We start from the raw sequence: 17,896 nt of genomic DNA, 5'->3' as shown, positions 1-17,896 counted from the left end.
TGTTCCAGATTTTTACGATGCGGCGGTCACGAACACGGCTCCGGCGTCCCTCAGCCGCCCGTGCAGTGCACGGAACACCGCCGCCGAGCGCACCCCCGGCCAGTTGGCGGGCAGCAGTTCGGCGGGCAGCCCGGGGTCGACGTACGGCAGATGGCGCCAGGAGTCCAGGGCCAGCAGATAGTCGCGGTAGGCCTCCTCCGCCCGGGTCTCCTCGTGCCGCTCCCAGTCGTGCAGCACGGGCGCGTGCCGGTCGAGGAACGCCTCGTGCTGCTTGGCGATCCCGGCCAGGTCCCACCACCGTGCCACCGCCTCGGCGGTCGCCGCGAACCCCAGGTGCTCGCCCCGGAACAGGTCCACGTACGGGTCGAGCCGCAGCCGGGTCAGGGTGTGCCGGGTCTCCTCGTACAGCCGGGCCGGCGCGATCCACACGCCCGGTGCCGCCGTCCCGAAACCCAGCCCGGCCAGCCGGGAGCGCAGCACGTGCCGCTTCTGCCGCTCCGACTCCGGCACCGAGAACACGGCCAGCACCCAGCCCTCGTCCCGCTCGGGCGCCGTCGCGTAGATCCGGCGGTCGCCGTCCTCCAGGAGCTGGCGCGCGTCCTGCGACAGCGCGTACCCGGCCGCCCCCGTCGCGGTGCGGGCCGGCAGCAGCAGGCCGCGCCGCTTGAGCCGGGACACCGAGGAGCGGACGGAGGGCGCGTCGACACCGACCGCGGCGAGCAGCCGGATCAGCTCGGAGACGGGCACCGGGCCCGGCACCGAACGGCCGTAGGCGCCGTAGAAGGTGACGATGAGCGAACGTGGTGCGTGCTGTTCGGACACGTTGATCATTTTAGGTCGTCGGCATCACTGCTGGTCACTTAGGGTGCGCAGCCGGAACCGCTGAAGTTTGCCGGTCGCCGTGCGTGGCAGCGCGTCCAGGAACACGAACTCGCGCGGGCATTTGTAGGGCGCCAGCTGCGACTTGAGGAACGCACGTAGCGCCTCGCCGTCCCGGCGCGCACCCGCCGCGACCACCACATGGGCGACGACGACCTGGCCGCGCGCCTCGTCCGGCCGGCCCACCACCGCCGTCTCCACCACGTCCGGATGGCGCATCAGTGCCTCCTCCACCTCGGGACCCGCGATGTTGTACCCGGCCGAGATGATCATGTCGTCGGCGCGCGCGACATAGCGGTAGTACCCGTCGGGCTCGCGGACGTAGGTGTCACCCGTGACGTTCCAGCCGTCGCGCACGTACTCCCGCTGCCGCTCGTCCGCCAGGTAACGGCAGCCGACCGGGCCGCGAACCGCGAGCAGTCCCCGCCGTCCGTCGGGCACCGGCCTCCCCTCCGCGTCCTGCACCCGTGCCCGCCATCCGGGCACCGGCACGCCCGTCCGCCCCGGCCGTACGGCGTCGTCGGCCGCCGAGATGAAGATGTGCAGCAGCTCGGTCGCCCCGATGCCGTTGATGATCCGCAGCCCGGTCCGCTCGTGCCAGGCCCGCCACGTGGCCTCCGGCAGGTTCTCGCCCGCCGACACGCACCGCCTGAGCGACGAGATGTCGTACCGCTCGGCCCCGGCCGAACCGTCCGCCCCGGCCGAGCCGTCCGCCCCGGCCGAGCCTGCTTCCCCTGCCGAACCGGCTTTCCCTGCCGCCCCGTTCAGCTCGCCCAGCATCGCCCGGTAGGCGGTCGGCGCGGTGAACAGCACCGACACCCGGTGCTCGGCGATCGCCGGCAGCAGCTGCCTCGGGCCCGCCTGTTCGAGCAGCAGGGCACTGGCGCCGGCCCGCATCGGGAAGACGACGAGGCCGCCGAGACCGAACGTGAAACCGAGCGGCGGGGACCCCGTGAACACGTCGTCGGCCCTGGGGCGCAGCACATGCCGGGAGAAGGTGTCCGCGATCGCCAGCAGGTCCCGGTGGAAGTGCACGCATCCCTTGGGGCGCCCGGTCGTCCCGGAGGTGAACGCGATCAGTGCCACGTCCTCGGCCGCCGTGCCCACCGCCTCGTACGGGCCGCGCGCCCCGTCCGCCGACGGCAGCCCGAGCAGGTCCTCGGGCCCGCCCCCGCCGAAGGTGGTGACCCTCAGCCCCGGGACGTCCGCCTTCACGAGGTCGTCCACGTGCCGCAGGTCGCACAGCGCGAAGGAGACCCGCGCCAGCTCGCAGATCGTCGCCAGCTCCTGCGGCCGCTGCTGCGCCAGTACGGTCACCGCGACCGCCCCCACCTTGAGCACCGCGAGCCAGCACGCGGCCAGCAGGGGCGTGGTGGGGCCGCGCAGCAGGACCCGGTTGCCGGGGACCACCCCGAGGTCGGACGTGAGGACATGCGCGATCCGGTCGACACGGTCTCGGAGTGCGCCGTACGTCCAGCTCTCCCCGGCGGGCGTGCGGAACACGGGCTGCCCGGCCTCGCCGCCGTCGAGCAGCTCGGCGGCGGCGTTGAGCCGGTCCGGATAGCGCAGTTCGGGGAGGTCGAAGGACAGCTCGGGCCACTGGTCCGGCGGCGGGAGGGAGTCCCGGGCGAAGGTGTCGACATGGGCGGTGACCCTGGAGTTCATGACGTTCGCCCCCTGCTGTGTCCCTGCTGCTGTGGTCCCTGCCGAAGTGGGCTCGCACGGAGTGCCGGACTGGCTGGCGTGGGTGGGCTCGCATCAGCGAGCGTATCGCCTTGGTGACGGCAGTCAACGGTTCGCGATAACCTCGGCAGTGGCCCCCAGGTGAGAAGGGACGGGCAGTGACCGCATTCTCGCTCGAACCATCACAACTCGCCTGGCGCGCCGAGCTGCGCGCACTGGCCGTCGAACGCCTGTGCCCCCTGGCCGACAAGGGCGAGCCCGGCCATGTCAACCGACCCCTCGTCGCCGAACTCGGCCGACTGGGCCTGCTCTCCCGGCTGTTCACCTCGGGGGCGCTCGACCTCTGCCTGATGCGCGAGTCACTGGCGTACGTCTGCACCGAGGCCGAGACGGCGCTCGCCCTCCAGGGGCTGGGCGCCCACCCGGTGCACGCCCACGGCACCGACGCGCAGCGGGCCCGCTGGCTGCCCCGGGTGAGCGACGGCGACGCGATCGCGGCCTTCGCGCTCAGCGAGCCGGGCGCCGGGTCCGACGCGGCTGCCCTCTCCCTGCGCGCGGAACCCGACGGCCCCGGAGGCTGGCGGCTCATCGGCGAGAAGTGCTGGATCTCCAACGCCCCCGAGGCCGACCTCTACACCGTCTTCGCCCGCACCACCCCGGACGCCGGCTCCCGTGGCGTGACCGCCTTCCTGCTCCCGGCCGACCGCCGCGGTCTCACCGGCACCCCCCTCGACATGCTCTCGCCGCATCCCATCGGCGCCCTGAGCCTCGACGCCGTCCCCGTCACCGCCGACGACGTCCTCGGCACACCCGACCAGGGCTTCCGGGTCGCCATGGCCACCCTCGACCTCTTCCGCCCGAGCGTCGGCGCCTTCGCGGTCGGCATGGCCGAGGCCGCCCTGGACGCCACCCTCGTGCACACCGCCCGACGGGACGCCTTCGGCGGCAAGCTGCGGGACCTCCAGAGCGTCTCCCACCAGGTCGCCGAGATGGCGCTGCGCACGGAGGCGGCCCGGCTCATGGTCTACGCGGCGGCGACGGCGTACGACGCGGGGGACCCGGAGGTGCCGCGCCGGTCCGCGATGGCGAAGCTGCTGGCCACCGAGACGGCGCAGTACGTCGTCGACGCGGCCGTCCAACTGCACGGCGCGCGGGCGCTGCGACGCGGCCATCTGCTCGAACACCTCTACCGCGAGGTGCGGGCGCCACGCATCTACGAAGGGGCGAGCGAGGTGCAACGGACGGTCATCGCCAAGGAGTTGTACCGGCGGACCGGGTCCGAGGGGAGGCCGTCATGAGCGCCGAGCGGGTGAACCCGGCCGGATTGTCGCCCCCCACTGGCTTCTCCCACGCCGTCGTCACCACCGGGAGCCGGGTCGTGTTCCTGGCGGGCCAGACCGCGCTCGACGCGGACGGCAAGATCGTGGGGGAGACGCTGGAGGAGCAGTTCGAGCAGGCCCTGGGCAATCTGCTGGCCGCGCTGGAGGCCGCCGGCGGTGCGCCGGCCGATCTCGCCCGCGTCACGGTCTACGCGACGGACGTCGCCGACTATCGACGCCGCGCTCCTCGACTGGGCGGCATCTGGCGGCGGTTGGCGGGCCGGGACTATCCCGCGATGGCGGTCGTCGGCGTCGTACGGCTCTGGGACGAGCGGGCGTGGGTGGAGCTGGACGGCTTCGCGGTCCTGCCGTAGCCCCGAGGCCCAGGCCCCGGTGCGGTGGGTGTCAGGCCGCGACCGCGAGCCGGCTCGGCGCGACGATGCTGCCGTCGGGCAGGATCTCGCCGGTGTCGTCGAAGACGATCGCCCCGTTGCACAGCAGGTTCCAACCCTGCTCGGGGTGGAAGGCGACGACACGCGCGGCGTCGCGGTCGGAACGGTCTGCCGAGGGGCACAGGGGCTGGTGTGAACACATGGCGCGCCTCCACGTCGTCGTGAGTGCCGGCGGTGCGTCACCGCCTCGCACTACAGACCATGCCCGCGCCCGGAACTCATCGCCACATCCTCGCGCGAGACGTGACAGCACCCGGACGTGCCGTGACAGGACGCGGACATAACCACGGGCGCGCGGGGCGCACCCGGTGGTGGGACAGGCGGAACCGGTAGTGAGGACGGGGTGAGCGACGCGTCGACGAAGGGGTGACGATCGCACGATCGGAGGGGTGTGGCCGGTACCTCTGGACTTCCTCTGGATCCCCTCTAAACCCCCCTGGATCACCGCTGGATCCCGTCCAAGGAGGTTCTCCCATGCCCTCGTCCCCGGCCTTCGCGCGCGTCCCCCGGCTGCTCGGCGCGGCCGCCGGCGCCGCGCTGCTGGTGCTCGCCGCTGCCCCGTCCGTCGGCGCCACGACCTAACCGTTCGAGACGGTGACCATCGACCCCACCGGGGTCGTGGCCCCCGACGGCACCCTCGCCCTGTCCGGCACCTACCGCTGTCTCGGCGGCAACGGCCCCGTCTTCGTCTCGTCCTCGCTCCAGCAGGGCGAGAGCCGCCTCCGCAAGGGCGTCGGCGGCACCTCGGCGGTCTGCGACGGCGCCGACCACACCTGGACCAACACGGACGAGGCCGCCCCGGGCCGCTTCCGGCCCGGCCCCGCCCGGGTGGAGGCCACCGTCACGGAGCTCTCCGGCGGCGGCCTGCCGCTGCCCAGGTTCCACGCCGTGCGGCAGCAGGACATCACCCTCGTCGAGGGCTGAGCCGCCGGCCGGACACGGCCCGGCGCCATCACGACACACGAAGGCGGCCCCGGTGGTGGGTGATGCACCGGAGCCGCCTTCTCCCTGCCAGGGCCCGCTACTTGAGCAGGTGCACCCGCTGGGTCGTCAGGTCGTAGCGGGCGCCGACGACGGCAACCTCGCCCGCCTTCAGCTTGGCGGCGAGGTCCGGGTCGGCCTTGAGCTTGGAGCGGACGAGCCGGACGTTCGCGTCGATGGTCGCCGCGACCCGGGCGTCGCCGGTCACGCTGTGGTCGATCGCCGGAGCGATCTCGTCCGCGATGTACTGGATACCGCTCGGCAGTTCCTCACCGCTCTCGTCCACCGCGACGGCCGCCTTCACCGCGCCGCAGGACTGGTGACCGAGCACCACGACCAGCGGGATCTTCAGTTCGAGGACGCCGTACTTGACGCTGCCGAGCACGGACCGGTCCAGCACCTCGCCCGCGCTGCGCACGGTCATCAGGTCGCCGAGGCCCTGGTCGAAGACCAGCTCCGGGGGGACCCGGGAGTCGATGCAGCCGAGGACCAGGGCGAACGGCTGCTGACCGGTCGTCAGCGCCTTGCGCACGGCGTAGTCCTCGTCGGGGTGCTGCTCGTGGAAGGTCCGCCAGCGGCGGTTGCCCTTCGACAGCTCCGTCAGCGCCTCGTCCGCCGTCTTCGGCCGCGGACGGGTGGGGGTGGAGTGCGCGGGGTTGGCGCGGGAGGAGCGGGAGACGGGCTCGGCGTCGGCCGGGAAGGCGCCGACCGCGAGGCCGCCGCCGAGGACGGCCGTGCCGGCCAGCGCGGCGCGCAGGAGGGAGCGCCGACCGCGCGACTTGGTGTGGGATATCGGGGCGTCCACGCCGGTGGCGGTCGCCTCGGTGCTGTCGCCACTGTGGGGTGTTGCGTCAGGGTTCACGGCCAGGAACGTACGCCCGGCCTAAACGCTCAAACGTTCAAGTTGCGTAATCATGGACGTGCGTTGATCAAACATGGCCGTCCCTTGAACCTCCCTTGGTCGCTTCGGGAATGGTTCTTGGACAGCCCGTCTCTTTGCGTTCGCCCGGGGCGTGGGAGCGCTCTCCCTCCGCGTGCCCGCGTGACCTCAGGTCCGGTGCGCGAAGACCACCAGGTTCTCCGTGTAGTCCATGACCTTGCGGTCGTAGTCGCCGGCGCAGGTGATCAGCCGGACCTCGGGGCGGGTCGCGTCGGCGTACACGCGCTTGTCGGGGAAGTCGTCCTTCTCGAACGTCTCCAGGGCGTCGACCACGAAGGACACTCTGCTCCCGTCGGAGCGCGCGACGTGGAAGACGTCCCCCTTCTCCAGTTCGCTGAGCTTGGCGAAGACCGCCGGTGAGGTCGCCGTGTCGACATGGCCGGCGATGATCGAGGTGCCCGTCTCGCCGGGCGCGGCACCCTCGGCGTGCCAGCCGACGAGGTTCACGTCGTCGGCTGGCGGGGCTTCGAGCTGCCCGGAGCGGCCGACGGAGAGGGGCACGAAGGGGGCGCTCACCTGGATCTTGGGGATGAGCAGCCGGACAGGTCTGGCCCGGGCCGACCGTTCTCGCCGGTCCGCCGGCCGCTCGACGGGCGCGGCCTGCTCGCCGGGGGAGGCGGGCGCGGCCTGCGGGGCGTGCCGGGCGCCCGGCGGGCGGGAGGTGCCGGACGAGGAGTCCTCGCCGCCGAACAGGCTCACCGCCAGGATCAACAGGACCACGGCGCACAGCACGGTCAGATTGACGCGGGCGCCGGGGGGAGAGGAGTGGGCTGCCATCGAAAACCACCTCACAGGTACGGCAGCAGAGCGAAAGGGACGAAGGAGCGGGCGGCCGGGGCCGGTACGACGGGAACACCGGCCGGGGGGCCGCACGCGGGGAACGCCGGCCGGGCCGCCACACGACACACGGTGTGGAGGCCCGGCCGCTATCGGGCCAGGTATCGCGCCCGGCATGGGCTCAGGCCACGCTTCCGGCGGTCTTCCTGCGGCGCAGGGCGTACATGCCCGTACCGGCCACCGCGAGGATCGCCATCCCGCCCGCGGTCACCGCCGGAGCGGCCAGCGCGCCGCCACCGGTGTGCATCCCGCCGCGCGGCTTGTCGTGGTCGCCCTTCCAGGACTCCTTGGTGGACTCCTCCTTGTCGTAGCCCCCGGCGCCGGGCCTGCCGGACCGCTCGGAGTTCCACTCCTCCCCGCCCGCCGGCGAGGTCAGCGCGCCGCCACCGGTGTGCATCCCGCCGCGCGGCTTGTCGTGGTCGTCCTTCCAGGACTCCTTGGTGGACTCCTCCTTGTCGTAGCCCCCGGCGCCGGGCGAGGTCAGTGCGCCGCCACCGGTGTGCATCCCGCCGCGCGGCTTGTCGTGGTCGTCCTTCCAGGACTCCTTGGTGGACTCCTCCTTGTCGTAGCCCCCGGCGCCGGGCGAGGTCAGTGCGCCGCCACCGGTGTGCATCCCGCCGCGCGGCTTGTCGTGGTCGTCCTTCCAGGACTCCTTGGTGGACTCCTCCTTGTCGTAGCCCCCGGCGCCGGGCGAGGTCAGTGCGCCGCCACCGGTGTGCATCCCGCCGCGCGGCTTGTCGTGGTCGTCCTTCCAGGACTCCTTGGCGGACTCCTCCTTGTCGTAGCCCCCGGCGCCGGGCGAGGTCAGCGCGCCGCCACCCGTGTGAATGCCGCCGCGCGGGCCGTCGTGGTGGCCGTCCTTGTGGTGTTCCTTGCTGTAGCCGTTGTCCTTGTGCTCCCACTCGTCACCGTCGGCGTACGCGCCGGGAGCGGTGACGGCGAGGACGGCGGCCGCCGCCCCGGTGACGAGCAGCATGCGGGCAGAACGCATCTGATGGTCCTTCCGCCGGCAGCCGGGCAGCTGGTGCTTCGTCAGCTGACTTGACCCGACTCCGACGTGATCCACCGTCAGCCGGATCGCACGCGGCCACCACTCAGGGCGCTCAGCCGGGTGAACCGGGGGACGGGTCCCCGAAGGCCTCCAGAATGCGTTCGGCGGCCAGCGTCGCCGTCAACTCGCCGTCCCTGACCCGTTGTTCGAGGTCGGGCGCGACGGAGCGGACACCGGGGTGGGTGCGCAGCCGGTCGAGGAGCTCGTCGCGGACCATCGACCAGGTCCAGTCGATCTGCTGATCCCGGCGCTTGGCGGTGAGCCGGCCGGTGGAGTCCAGGAGCGTGCGGTGCTGCTCCAGACGCTCCCAGACGGTGTCGAGGCCGGTGGACTCGCGGGCGCTGCAGCTCAGCACCGGCGGCGTCCAGACCGCGTCCTTCCCGTGCATCAGCCGCAGGGCACCCGCCAGCTCCCGTGCCGCCGTGCGGGCGTCACGCTCGTGCGGGCCGTCCGCCTTGTTGACGGCGAGCACGTCGGCCAGTTCCAGGACGCCCTTCTTGATGCCCTGGAGCTGGTCGCCGGTGCGGGCGAGCGTCAGGAGCAGGAAGGAGTCGACCATGTCGGCGACCGCCGTCTCCGACTGGCCGACGCCCACCGTCTCCACCAGCACCACGTCGTAGCCGGCCGCCTCCATCACCACCATCGACTCACGGGTGGCCTTCGCGACACCGCCGAGCGTCCCGGCCGTCGGCGAGGGCCGGACGAAGGCCGCCGGGTCGACGGCCAGCCGCTCCATCCGGGTCTTGTCGCCGAGGATCGAGCCGCCCGTACGGCTCGACGACGGGTCCACCGCCAGCACCGCCACCCGGTGCCCGAGCGAGGTCAGCATCGTGCCGAACGCGTCGATGAACGTCGACTTGCCGACGCCCGGCACCCCGCTGACCCCGATCCTCCGGGCCCGGCCGCTGTGCGGCAGCAGCGCGGTCAGCAGCTCCTGGGCCAGGGCCCGGTGCTGGGGCCGGGTGGACTCGACGAGGGTGATGGCGCGGGCGACGATCGCCCGCTTCCCGTCGAGCACACCCTTGGCGTAGGCGTCGACATCGATCACAGGTCGTGCCCGAGCTCGTCCGACAGCCGCCGCACCAGGTCGAACGCCGCGTCCGGGATGACCGTGCCGGGCGGGAAGACGGCCGCCGCGCCCATCCGCAGGAGGGTGGGCACGTCCTGAGGCGGGATCACCCCACCGACGACGATCATGATGTCCTCGCGCCCCTCCTCGGCCAGCTGCTCCTTCAGCGCCGGTACGAGGGTCAGGTGCCCGGCGGCCAGTGACGACACCCCGACGATGTGCACGTCCGCCTCGACGGCCTGACGGGCCACCTCGGCCGGGGTCTGGAACAGCGGGCCGACGTCCACGTCGAAGCCGAGGTCGGCGAACGCGGTCGCGATCACCTTCTGGCCCCGGTCGTGGCCGTCCTGGCCCATCTTGGCGACCAGGATGCGCGGCCGGCGGCCCTCGGCCTCGGCGAAGGACTCCACCAGGCTCCGGGTGCGCTCCACGTTCGGGGACTCGCCTGCTTCATTGCGGTACACGCCGGAGATCGTACGGATCTGGCTCGCGTGCCGGCCGTACACCTTCTCCAGGGCGTCGGAGATCTCGCCGACGGTGGCCTTGGCGCGGGCCGCGCGCACGGCCAGCTCCAGCAGGTTGCCCTCGCCGTCGGCCGCCCGGGTGAGCGCGTCGAGCGCGTCCTGGCAGGCGGTCTCGTCGCGGTCCGCGCGCAGTCGCCGCAGCTTCTCGATCTGCTGGGCCCGGACGGAGGAGTTGTCGACCTTGAGAACGTCGATCTGCTCGTCGCTGTCGACCCGGTACTTGTTGACGCCGATGACCGGCTGCCGCCCGGAGTCGATCCGCGCCTGGGTGCGCGCCGCGGCCTCCTCGATGCGCAGCTTGGGGATGCCCGCGTCGATGGCCTTGGCCATGCCGCCCGCCTGCTCGACCTCCTGGATGTGCTGCCAGGCCCGGCGGGCGAGGTCGTACGTCAGCTTCTCCACGTACGCGCTGCCGCCCCACGGGTCGATGACCCGGGTGGTGCCGGACTCCTGCTGGATGAGGAGCTGGGTGTTGCGGGCGATACGGGCGGAGAAGTCGGTCGGCAGGGCCAGGGCCTCGTCCAGGGCGTTGGTGTGCAGCGACTGGGTGTGGCCCTGGGTGGCCGCCATCGCCTCCACACAGGTGCGGGTGACGTTGTTGAAGACGTCCTGCGCGGTCAGCGACCAGCCCGAGGTCTGCGAATGGGTGCGCAGGGAAAGGGACTTGGTGTTCTTCGGGTGGAACTGCCTGACCAGCTTCGCCCACAGCAGGCGGGCCGCGCGCAGCTTGGCGACCTCCATGAAGAAGTTCATGCCGATCGCCCAGAAGAACGACAGCCGGGGCGCGAACGCGTCCACGTCCAGGCCGGCCTCCCGGCCCGCCCTGATGTACTCGACGCCGTCCGCGAGCGTGTACGCCAGCTCCAGGTCGGCCGTCGCGCCCGCCTCCTGGATGTGGTAGCCGGAGATGGAGATGGAGTTGTAGCGGGGCATCCGCTGCGAGGTGAAGGCGAAGATGTCGGAGATGATCCGCATCGACGGCTTCGGCGGGTAGATGTAGGTGTTGCGGACCATGAACTCCTTGAGGATGTCGTTCTGGATGGTCCCGGCCAGCTTCTCGGGCGGTACGCCCTGTTCCTCGGCCGCCACGATGTAGAGCGCGAGCACGGGCAGCACCGCGCCGTTCATCGTCATCGACACGGTCATCCGGTCCAGCGGGATGCCGTCGAAGAGCTGCCGCATGTCGAGGATCGAGTCGATCGCCACGCCCGCCATACCGACGTCACCGGTCACCCGAGGGTGGTCGCTGTCGTAGCCCCGGTGGGTGGGCAGGTCGAAGGCGACGGACAGGCCCTTCTGACCGGCCGCCAGGTTGCGGCGGTAGAAGGCGTTGGACTCCTCGGCGGTGGAGAACCCCGCGTACTGGCGGATCGTCCAGGGCTGGTTGACGTACATCGTCGGGTACGGGCCGCGCAGATACGGGGCCATGCCCGGATACGTGCCCAGGAAGTCCAGACCCTCCAGGTCCTGCCCCGTGTAGAGCGGCTTGACCGGGATGCCCTCCGGTGTCTCCCACAGCGGCTCGCCGCCGTCGGTCGTCTTCTCGACGGCCGTACGCCACTCGTCGGCGCCGCCGTCGACGGACGGGGAACCCAGCTCGATCCCGGTGAAGTCGGGGACGGAGGGGACGGATGGGGTGGATGGGGTGGATGGGGTGGAGGGGGTGGTCATCAGGACACTCCCATGCGGTCGAGGGTGGCGGACAGGACGGCCACGGCGTCACAGCCCGCGAAGACGTAGGCGTCGACGTCGGCGTACTCCCCGGGGCGGCCCGCGAGGAACACGTGCGTGGCGCCGGAGGCCCTGAGCGCGGCCGCCTCGGTCGCGGCGCTCTCCTCGTACAGGGCGTCGCTGGAGCACAGACAGACCTCGGTGGCGCCGCTGTCCTCGAAGGAGCCCTCCGTGACGGGCTCGATGCCGCCCGCCTGGAAGAGGTTGGCGGCGAAGGTCGTCCGCGCGGTGTGGGCGGCGGCCGGGCCGAGGGCGGCCAGGTAGATCCGGGGGCGGGAGCCCGTCGCGGCGAGGTGGGCGTCCGAGCGGGCCCGCAGGGTCTCGTACGCCTCGTCGCGGGTGACGCGGGGGAGACCGCCGGAGGGCGGCTCGGGCGCCGGGGCACGGACGACCGGCTTCTCCGTCAGGTGCGGGAACTCGCTGACACCGGTGACCGGTTCGCGCCGCTTGGCGAGCCCGCCGGTGCGGGCCGCCCAGGTGTCGGCGAGGTCCCGGCAGAGGTCGCCCGATCGCAGCGCGGCGGCCTGTCCGCCCAGGCGTTCGATTTGCTGGAAGAACTCCCAGCCCGCGTGGGCGAGTTCGTCGGTGAGCCGCTCCACGTACCAGGAGCCGCCCGCCGGATCGATCACCCGGGCGAGGTGGGACTCCTCGATCAGGATCGTCGAGGTGTTGCGGGCGATCCGTCGCGCGAACGCGTCCGGCAGGCCCAGCCGGTGGTCGAAGGGCAGCACGGTGACCGAGTCGGCGCCGCCCGCGCCGGCGGCGAGCGCGGCGATGGTGGTACGCAGCATGTTCACCCACGGGTCGCGGCGCGTCATCATCACCGGCGAGGTCACTGCGTGCTGGATCTGCGCCCCGGCGGCGGGTGCCCCGCACACCTCGGCGACCCGGGCCCAGAGGCGGCGCGCGGCGCGCAGCTTGGCGATCGTCAGGAACTGGTCGGCGGTCGCCGCGTACCGGAACCCCAGCTGTGCGAAAGCCTGCTCGACGCTCAGCCCGGCGCCGGTCAGCTCCCGCAGATACGCGACACCGGTCGCGAGCGAGGCGCCCAGCTCCTGCGCCGCCGAGCCGCCGGCCTCGTGGTACGGCAGGGCGTCCACGGTCAGCGTCCGCAGCCCCGGGTACTCCTCGGCGCACCGGCGCGCGAGGTCGAGGACGGGTGCGCTGTCGTAGCTCTGTCCGGTGCGGGCCTCGTGACCGAGGGGGTCCGCGCCCAGGTTGCCCCGCGCAGCCGCACCGGCGACGCCCCGCTCGGCGTACAGCCGCAGCAACTCCCGTGCGGCGGGCTCCGCTTCGGCACCCGCGTCCAGGACCACGGGCGCGAGGTCGAGGTGGACGCCGTCCAGGGTCCGGCCGAGCGACGCCACCGGGAAGCCGCCCTCGCCGAGCACCAGCCACAGGGAGGTGACGCCGTTCTCCAGGTCCGTGAGCACGGCCGCGCCGTCCGCCGCCGTGTGCCGTTGGCGTACGTCCCAGCCGCCGACGGTGTTGCCGGCGGCCCTGCCCCCTCGTACGAAGGGCGCGAAGCCGGGGTGGCCGGAGGGGGGCGCGGTGTCGTGCGCGGTGTAGAGGGGACGGGTGCGCAGCCCGTCCTCCAGCGCGGTGGACAGGGCTTCCTCGGCCTGAGCGCCCTCGACGTCCTTGCCCGACTTGCGCAGCACGCCCGCAACGAGGCGCTGCCACTGCTCGTGGGTTGCGTCAGGGAACTCGGCGGCCAGCTCAAGCCCGTCGTCAGGCAGGACCGTCATGCTCGGATGCTAGGCCAGAGGCGCAAAGGAGCAGCAGGGGGCACGGCTGTGACCTTGCCCTCTCCGGATAGACGGTTGAAGGGCGGCGGACCGGGACCGGACGGCGGCAGGCGGCGACGGCTGAACGTGCCGAGGGCGTGCGCCGTACCTCGTGCCACGCGGCCCGTGCGCCCCCTCGGCGCGGTCACCGGGCCGACCGAGGACAGGAGCGACCCCATGGCCGAGAAGTACTTCACCGTGTCCGGCATGAGCTGTGGCCACTGTGCCGAGAGCGTCACCGAGGAGGTCGTCGCGGTGCCCGGCGTCACCGAGGTCGACGTCGACGTACGCGCCGGCCTGGTGATCGTACGGGGGGAGACGGTCGACGACGCGGCGGTGCGTACGGCGATCGTCGAGGCCGGCTACGAGGTCGCGGAGGTCGTACGCCGGGCGGCTGCCTGAGCCGGCCCCGCCTGCCGTGGCAGAAAGGAAAGTCCCGGGACCATTGGCCGTCACCGCCGCGGCCGAACACGGTTGTTCCGTTCCGCTGCCGCCGGCCACGTACAGCGAAGCGCCCGGGTCCGTCCGTACGGCGGACCCGGGCGCCTGCTCGCGGCGCCGGTGGCGAGGCGGCACGCTCCAGCGGCCGGCGGGTGGGAGGCGACCCGCCACCCGGTCCCCGTGCGCGTCATCTCACCGCCGGCGCCGCTCGTCTCATCGCACCTCCAGTGCGTACGGTGCGACCGTGATCCGGTCGATCAGCGGGGCGAAGCGGGAGCGGAGCAGCACACCGGGGAAGGTGTCCGAGGCGTAGGTCTCGCCGTCGAAGTTCGGGAGTTCCTCGGAGCGGAAGGTGATCGTGTTCTGCCCCTTCCTCAGATGGACGGGGACGGTCAGCTCCCAGAAGTTGTTCTGGTGGAAGGTGTGCGGGAAGGTGACCCGCCGCGTCTCACCGCCGTTGACGGCGAGGTCGGCATGGCGGGCGAGCGGGTCCGGGTTGTAGTGGGTGGCCGGCGACTGCTCCGGGTTGGAGTAGCGGATGCGCAGCGCGTGGGTGCCCGCCCGGTCCGCGGCGACGGTGAACGTGGCGGTGTTGCCGTTGCCCGGGTCGCCGCCGATCCCGGTGATCGCGGTGCCGCCCGTGGCCAGGGAGAGGGAGCCGAGCGCGGCCGAGCCGCGGAGCTCGGCGTCCTTCCCCTCGTACGTACGCGCCGGGAGTGTGCCCTCGGTCGAGGTGACCATGAGGCGGTCGACGAGCGTGGTGGACGAACTCCCGGTCACGGTCACCTTGTTGACGCCGCCGGAGAGGGAGACCGCGACGCTGCTCCGGCCCTTGTCCAGCCTCAGGACGTCCTGGCCGTTGACGGAGAGCCGGGCGCCCGAGCCCTTCAGGGTGTCGATCCTGAGGGTGGCCTCGCGGTCGGCGGGGGAGTACACCCAGAACGTGGCGGTGCCCTTCTTCGGGAGCCGGGCCGCGCCCGATCCGGTGGCCGCCCGCTTCGGCAGGTCGTAGACGGGACGTGCCCCGCCGCCCAGCCAGGCGAGTTCACCCTCGTACACCCGTGTGCGGGCGGAGGCGTCCGGCAGGGAGAGGGTCAGCCGGTCGACGATGGCGTCGCCCTGGGTGACGCGCTTGCCGTCGGCGCTCCGCGCGGCGAGCGTCAGGGTGTGCCTGCCCTTGGTGAGCCGGACCGTGGTGTCGGTGTGGTCCCAGACCACCCACTTGTAACCCAGCGGCAGATACAGCTCCTGCTCACTGTCCGCCTTGCCGTCGACCCGGAGGAAGACATTGGTGGGGCCCTGGTCCTTCACCTTGTCGAAGGTGTTGAGGGAGTTGGCGAACACGCTCAGGTCGTAGGTGCCGTCCTCGGGCACGTCCACGGTGAAGTCGAGCGTCAGGTCCGAACCGGTGCGCAGGCCACCGACGTCGTAGCCGCCGGAGGTGTAGAACTTCGACACGTCACGGGGTGAGCCCTCGGGTCCGTTCTTCGAGTAGCCGGACCCGGTGTGGGCGGCGTCCTCGGCCTCGTAGGAGTGCTGCCAGCGCGTGGGCGCGTCCAGGGTGGCCTTCGCCTTCCCGGCGGGGCTGAGGACGATCTCGTACGCCGAGGACTCCTTCAGCGCCGGCAGGGCGCCGTCGCCGAAGTCGACGGAGACCGTGCCTTCCTCGGAGACCATCAGGTTCGTCTCCGTGAGCAGCTTCGGACCGGAGCTGTCGCCGATCTGTCCGCTCCACTCGATCTCGCGGACCCAGGCGTGGACGTTCTTGCCGAAGGTCTTCTTCGGGACGCCGGCGAAGGTGATGTGGCCCTTGCCGGTGGAGCCGCCGAAGATCAGCCGGGCCTGCTTCTTCCTCTCGTCGAGCGTGCCGACGCCCTGCATGGTGTAGTTCTCGCCGGGGAACGGCGGGTCCACCTTCACCGTGTGCCCGCTCATCGAGGCGTACGCGTTGAGCAGCCACCACTGGCCGTTGCCGCGGCCCGACTGCACGGCGGAGTCGGAGAGGTTGCCGTCGATGTTCCAGTAGGCGATGTCGGCGTCCACCTTGGACTCCTCGATCGCCGAGACCCACTGGATCATCTGGCCGGGCACCGAGGTGTGGTAGTTGAACGCGTACTCGTTGATGTTGATGGGGAGCTGGGTGCCGTCACGGGCGGTCCCCTTGAACAGGTCCTTCTCCCAGCCCCGGTACTTGGCCACGCTGTCGCGCACCGCCTCCGGGTGACTCAGCTCGTGCCAGGTGACGACGTCGGGGAGCGTGCCGGCGGCCAGGGCGTGCGCCATGAAGCCCTTCACCTGGTCGTACAGGACGCTGGTGTTGGGGCCCGCGATCCGGGCGTCCGGCATCCTCTCCTTGATCAGCTTGTACGCGGAGTCCCAGGCGGCCAGGAAGTCGTCGGGTTCGTCGAGCCAGCTGACCCGGTTGTAGCTCCACTCCCCGGTTCCGAACATGTTGCCCTCGGGCTCGTTGAACGGCACGAAGACGATGTTGTCCTGGTACTGCTCGGGCAGTCGGAGCACCTGGTCGACCTGCTTGGCGAGCTTCTGCTCGTAGAGCTTGAGCTTCTCGGCCGGGGTGTCGCCCGGCCACTGGTACGGGAAGCCGCGGTGGATGTCGGTCATGTAGACGTACACATCGCCGTCGGTGGAGTCCGCCAGCGGCTTCACCACTTCCAGCGCGTCGGCGCCCGGGTGCTGCGGGCCGTCCTGCGCCTTGGTGGAGACCGTGCGCAGGCCCATGCCCTCGATGAGGTTGTTGGTCGGCACGTCCGGCCCGTACACGCCGTAGAGCGTGCCGGAGGCGCCGCCGTGGAACGCGCCGGTGTCCGAGGCGAGGTCGACGGTGAGCTGCCCCTCCCGGACCACGGCGACCGTCGCCTGCACGTCCCGTCCGGCCGCGCGTCCGGCCACCGTGAACGTGCCGGGCCGGGCGTACTTCTCCTCGGGCACCGCGTCCCAGACGATCGGCGTGTCACGGTCGTAGCCGTCGGAGTACGAGGAGCGGACCGCGGCGGGGAGGGACGGAGCGGTCCCGGTCGTGGTGCGCACGTCGAAGGACGTGCGTGACAACGACTGCAGGGTGGGGGCGTCACCGACCACGTCCGCCACCTGCTCTGCGCTCAGCGCCGAGTGCCACACCGTGAAGTCGTCGATCGCGCCCTTGAGCAGCGGGTCCGGCCAGAAGGACTTGCCGATGTATCCCGCGGCGGTGGCCGAGGCGTCCAGCAGCTCCCTGGCTTTGACGGAGGTCTTCGCGGAGGAGACGGCCACGCCGTCGAGGTAGGTGGTGACCCGCCCGGCGGCGGTGTCGAGGGTGACCGTGACCGTCCGCCAGGAGCCGGCGGGGAGTGCCGCGTACCCGGAGACCTGGGACTCCGCGCCCCCGCCGCCGGTGGTCACGGCCGTGCGCAGCGCCCCGCCGTTGTGGGACGGGGTGGTGAAGAGGTACCTCGTGGTGTCGGTGCCCAGGTCGAAGATCCGCTGCCAGGCCGACTTGTCGTCGCCCCACTTCACACGGGCGGACACCGTCAGGTCGGTGGCGTCGCCGACCACCGCGCGGGGCAGGCGCACGTACGCGCCGTCGGAGGTGGGTGTCCCGCCGGGCAGGGCGAGCGCCCTGCCGCCGCCCGTGCCCTCGACGGACCGCGCGGTGGAGCCGTTGACGAGGCTCGCCGTCAGACCGTTGCCGGAGACGTCCGTGATCTTCCCGGACGTGAGGTCGTCCTCGTCGAAGGTGTAGCGGGCGGTGGGCTCGGGCGCGTCGGCGGCCTGGGCGGGGACGGCCGGCGCGACCAGCACGCCCGCGCCGAGGGCCAGGGCCACGGCGGCCGGGGCCCGGCGCCGGGCCGATCTGTCAGCGGATGGCATGGAGTGCGTCCTCGATCCTGTGAGTAACGAGTCCCGGCCGGCCGGCCGCCCCGGCCCGCAGCGCCGGCTCGGCTGTCGGTCCGCGTGCCGTGGTCGGTGAGGCGGGTTCGAGGGTGGAGGCATGCGGACTCGGTGACGGCGATGCGGAGTCGGTTCGATCGCCCGCGCTACGGAGCCGGGGCGGCCGACCCGGGTGGCCGTGACGGCGCCCCGCACACCAGGGACTGCGCGGAGCGGAGGCCCCGGCTGCCGGAAGGATCACTTCGTCGAACCGGTTCGCTGGAAGCTAGCACCGGAGAAATCGCGCAGCAATACCTCCGACACGAGCGAAGCCG

Annotated in this window: 13 protein-coding genes and 1 pseudogene; 4 read left to right on the top strand and 10 right to left on the bottom strand. The window is 72.2% G+C overall.

The genetic code is table 11. The features are described from left to right. Positions 1 to 12 precede the first annotated feature (12 nt). Together P8T65_RS11265 and P8T65_RS11260 are read right to left on the bottom strand one after the other, a co-directional pair. The gene (locus P8T65_RS11265; protein WP_316725282.1) at positions 13 to 831 is read right to left on the bottom strand and encodes a PaaX family transcriptional regulator C-terminal domain-containing protein; all 819 of its coding nucleotides are present in this window, start codon (positions 829 to 831) and stop codon (positions 13 to 15) included. Between the two features lie 15 nt (positions 832 to 846). Then, positions 847 to 2,544: an AMP-binding protein gene (locus tag P8T65_RS11260; RefSeq protein ID WP_316725281.1), complete on the bottom strand. Its 1,698-nt coding sequence runs from the start codon at positions 2,542 to 2,544 to the stop codon at positions 847 to 849. 176 nt (positions 2,545 to 2,720) lie between these two features. Here P8T65_RS11260 and P8T65_RS11255 point away from each other — a divergent pair, with 176 nt between their 5' ends. Continuing rightward, a complete protein-coding gene (locus tag P8T65_RS11255; RefSeq protein WP_316725280.1) occupies positions 2,721 to 3,860 on the top strand; it encodes an acyl-CoA dehydrogenase family protein in 1,140 nt (379 codons plus the stop codon). Further along, complete coding sequence (locus tag P8T65_RS11250) at positions 3,857 to 4,255, top strand: RidA family protein (protein WP_316725279.1); 399 nt, start codon at positions 3,857 to 3,859, stop codon at positions 4,253 to 4,255. Before P8T65_RS11255 ends, P8T65_RS11250 begins: the two co-directional genes overlap by 4 nt. Positions 4,256 to 4,286: 31 nt before the next feature. On the opposite strand, the gene P8T65_RS11245 is transcribed toward P8T65_RS11250, so the two are convergent. Then, positions 4,287 to 4,475 carry a DUF5999 family protein gene (locus P8T65_RS11245; RefSeq protein WP_184900388.1) on the bottom strand — a complete coding sequence of 63 codons (189 nt, stop codon included), beginning with the start codon at positions 4,473 to 4,475 and terminating at the stop codon, positions 4,287 to 4,289. A gap of 332 nt (positions 4,476 to 4,807) precedes the next feature. Here P8T65_RS11245 and P8T65_RS11240 point away from each other — a divergent pair. Continuing rightward, positions 4,808 to 5,257 (top strand): annotated as a pseudogene (locus P8T65_RS11240) (DUF6299 family protein). A 97-nt stretch (positions 5,258 to 5,354) separates the two neighbouring features. On the opposite strand, the gene P8T65_RS11235 reads toward P8T65_RS11240, so the two are convergent. The 6 genes from P8T65_RS11235 to P8T65_RS11210 form a co-directional block, all read right to left on the bottom strand. Then, complete coding sequence (locus P8T65_RS11235) at positions 5,355 to 6,176, bottom strand: carbonic anhydrase (protein WP_316725278.1); 822 nt, start codon at positions 6,174 to 6,176, stop codon at positions 5,355 to 5,357. Between the two features lie 186 nt (positions 6,177 to 6,362). Further along, positions 6,363 to 7,031 (bottom strand): class F sortase, encoded by a 669-nt coding sequence (locus P8T65_RS11230; protein WP_316725277.1) that lies wholly within the window; start codon positions 7,029 to 7,031, stop codon positions 6,363 to 6,365. Positions 7,032 to 7,212: 181 nt separating this feature from the next. After that, positions 7,213 to 8,082, bottom strand: a complete 870-nt coding sequence (locus P8T65_RS11225) for a hypothetical protein (protein ID WP_316725276.1) — start codon at positions 8,080 to 8,082, stop codon at positions 7,213 to 7,215. A gap of 112 nt (positions 8,083 to 8,194) precedes the next feature. Further along, a complete protein-coding gene (gene meaB, locus P8T65_RS11220) occupies positions 8,195 to 9,190 on the bottom strand; it encodes a methylmalonyl Co-A mutase-associated GTPase MeaB (protein ID WP_316725275.1) in 996 nt (331 codons plus the stop codon). Continuing rightward, positions 9,187 to 11,406, bottom strand: a complete 2,220-nt coding sequence (gene scpA, locus P8T65_RS11215) for a methylmalonyl-CoA mutase (protein WP_316725274.1) — start codon at positions 11,404 to 11,406, stop codon at positions 9,187 to 9,189. The genes meaB and scpA overlap by 4 nt, the downstream gene beginning before the upstream one ends. After that, a complete protein-coding gene (locus tag P8T65_RS11210; protein ID WP_316725273.1) occupies positions 11,406 to 13,214 on the bottom strand; it encodes a methylmalonyl-CoA mutase family protein in 1,809 nt (602 codons plus the stop codon). The genes scpA and P8T65_RS11210 overlap by 1 nt, the downstream gene beginning before the upstream one ends. 216 nt (positions 13,215 to 13,430) lie before the next feature. Here P8T65_RS11210 and P8T65_RS11205 point away from each other — a divergent pair, with 216 nt between their 5' ends. Continuing rightward, positions 13,431 to 13,655, top strand: a complete 225-nt coding sequence (locus P8T65_RS11205; RefSeq protein WP_316725272.1) for a heavy-metal-associated domain-containing protein — start codon at positions 13,431 to 13,433, stop codon at positions 13,653 to 13,655. Between the two features lie 252 nt (positions 13,656 to 13,907). Here the strand turns inward: P8T65_RS11205 and P8T65_RS11200 are convergent, their stop codons facing one another. Continuing rightward, positions 13,908 to 17,561: a LamG-like jellyroll fold domain-containing protein gene (locus P8T65_RS11200; protein WP_316725271.1), complete on the bottom strand. Its 3,654-nt coding sequence runs from the start codon at positions 17,559 to 17,561 to the stop codon at positions 13,908 to 13,910. Positions 17,562 to 17,896 lie beyond the last annotated feature (335 nt).

It is taken from the genome of Streptomyces sp. 11x1 (genome assembly GCF_032598905.1).
In the GTDB taxonomy this organism is placed as follows: Bacteria; Actinomycetota; Actinomycetes; order Streptomycetales; family Streptomycetaceae; genus Streptomyces.
The sequence above is the reverse complement of the archived record's forward strand: the minus strand, read 5'-3'. Positions and strand labels throughout refer to the sequence as shown.

Coding starts and splice junctions, on each gene's coding strand:
- P8T65_RS11225 (WP_316725276.1), bottom strand. CDS start 8,082: ATGCGTTCTGCCCGCATGCTGCTCGTCACCGGGGCGGCGGCCGCCGTC.
- P8T65_RS11265 (WP_316725282.1), bottom strand. CDS start 831: ATGATCAACGTGTCCGAACAGCACGCACCACGTTCGCTCATCGTCACC.
- scpA (WP_316725274.1), bottom strand. CDS start 11,406: ATGACCACCCCCTCCACCCCATCCACCCCATCCACCCCATCCGTCCCC.
- P8T65_RS11245 (WP_184900388.1), bottom strand. CDS start 4,475: ATGTGTTCACACCAGCCCCTGTGCCCCTCGGCAGACCGTTCCGACCGC.
- P8T65_RS11200 (WP_316725271.1), bottom strand. CDS start 17,561: ATGCCATCCGCTGACAGATCGGCCCGGCGCCGGGCCCCGGCCGCCGTG.
- P8T65_RS11230 (WP_316725277.1), bottom strand. CDS start 7,031: ATGGCAGCCCACTCCTCTCCCCCCGGCGCCCGCGTCAATCTGACCGTG.
- P8T65_RS11260 (WP_316725281.1), bottom strand. CDS start 2,544: ATGAACTCCAGGGTCACCGCCCATGTCGACACCTTCGCCCGGGACTCC.
- P8T65_RS11250 (WP_316725279.1), top strand. CDS start 3,857: ATGAGCGCCGAGCGGGTGAACCCGGCCGGATTGTCGCCCCCCACTGGC.
- P8T65_RS11205 (WP_316725272.1), top strand. CDS start 13,431: ATGGCCGAGAAGTACTTCACCGTGTCCGGCATGAGCTGTGGCCACTGT.
- P8T65_RS11210 (WP_316725273.1), bottom strand. CDS start 13,214: ATGACGGTCCTGCCTGACGACGGGCTTGAGCTGGCCGCCGAGTTCCCT.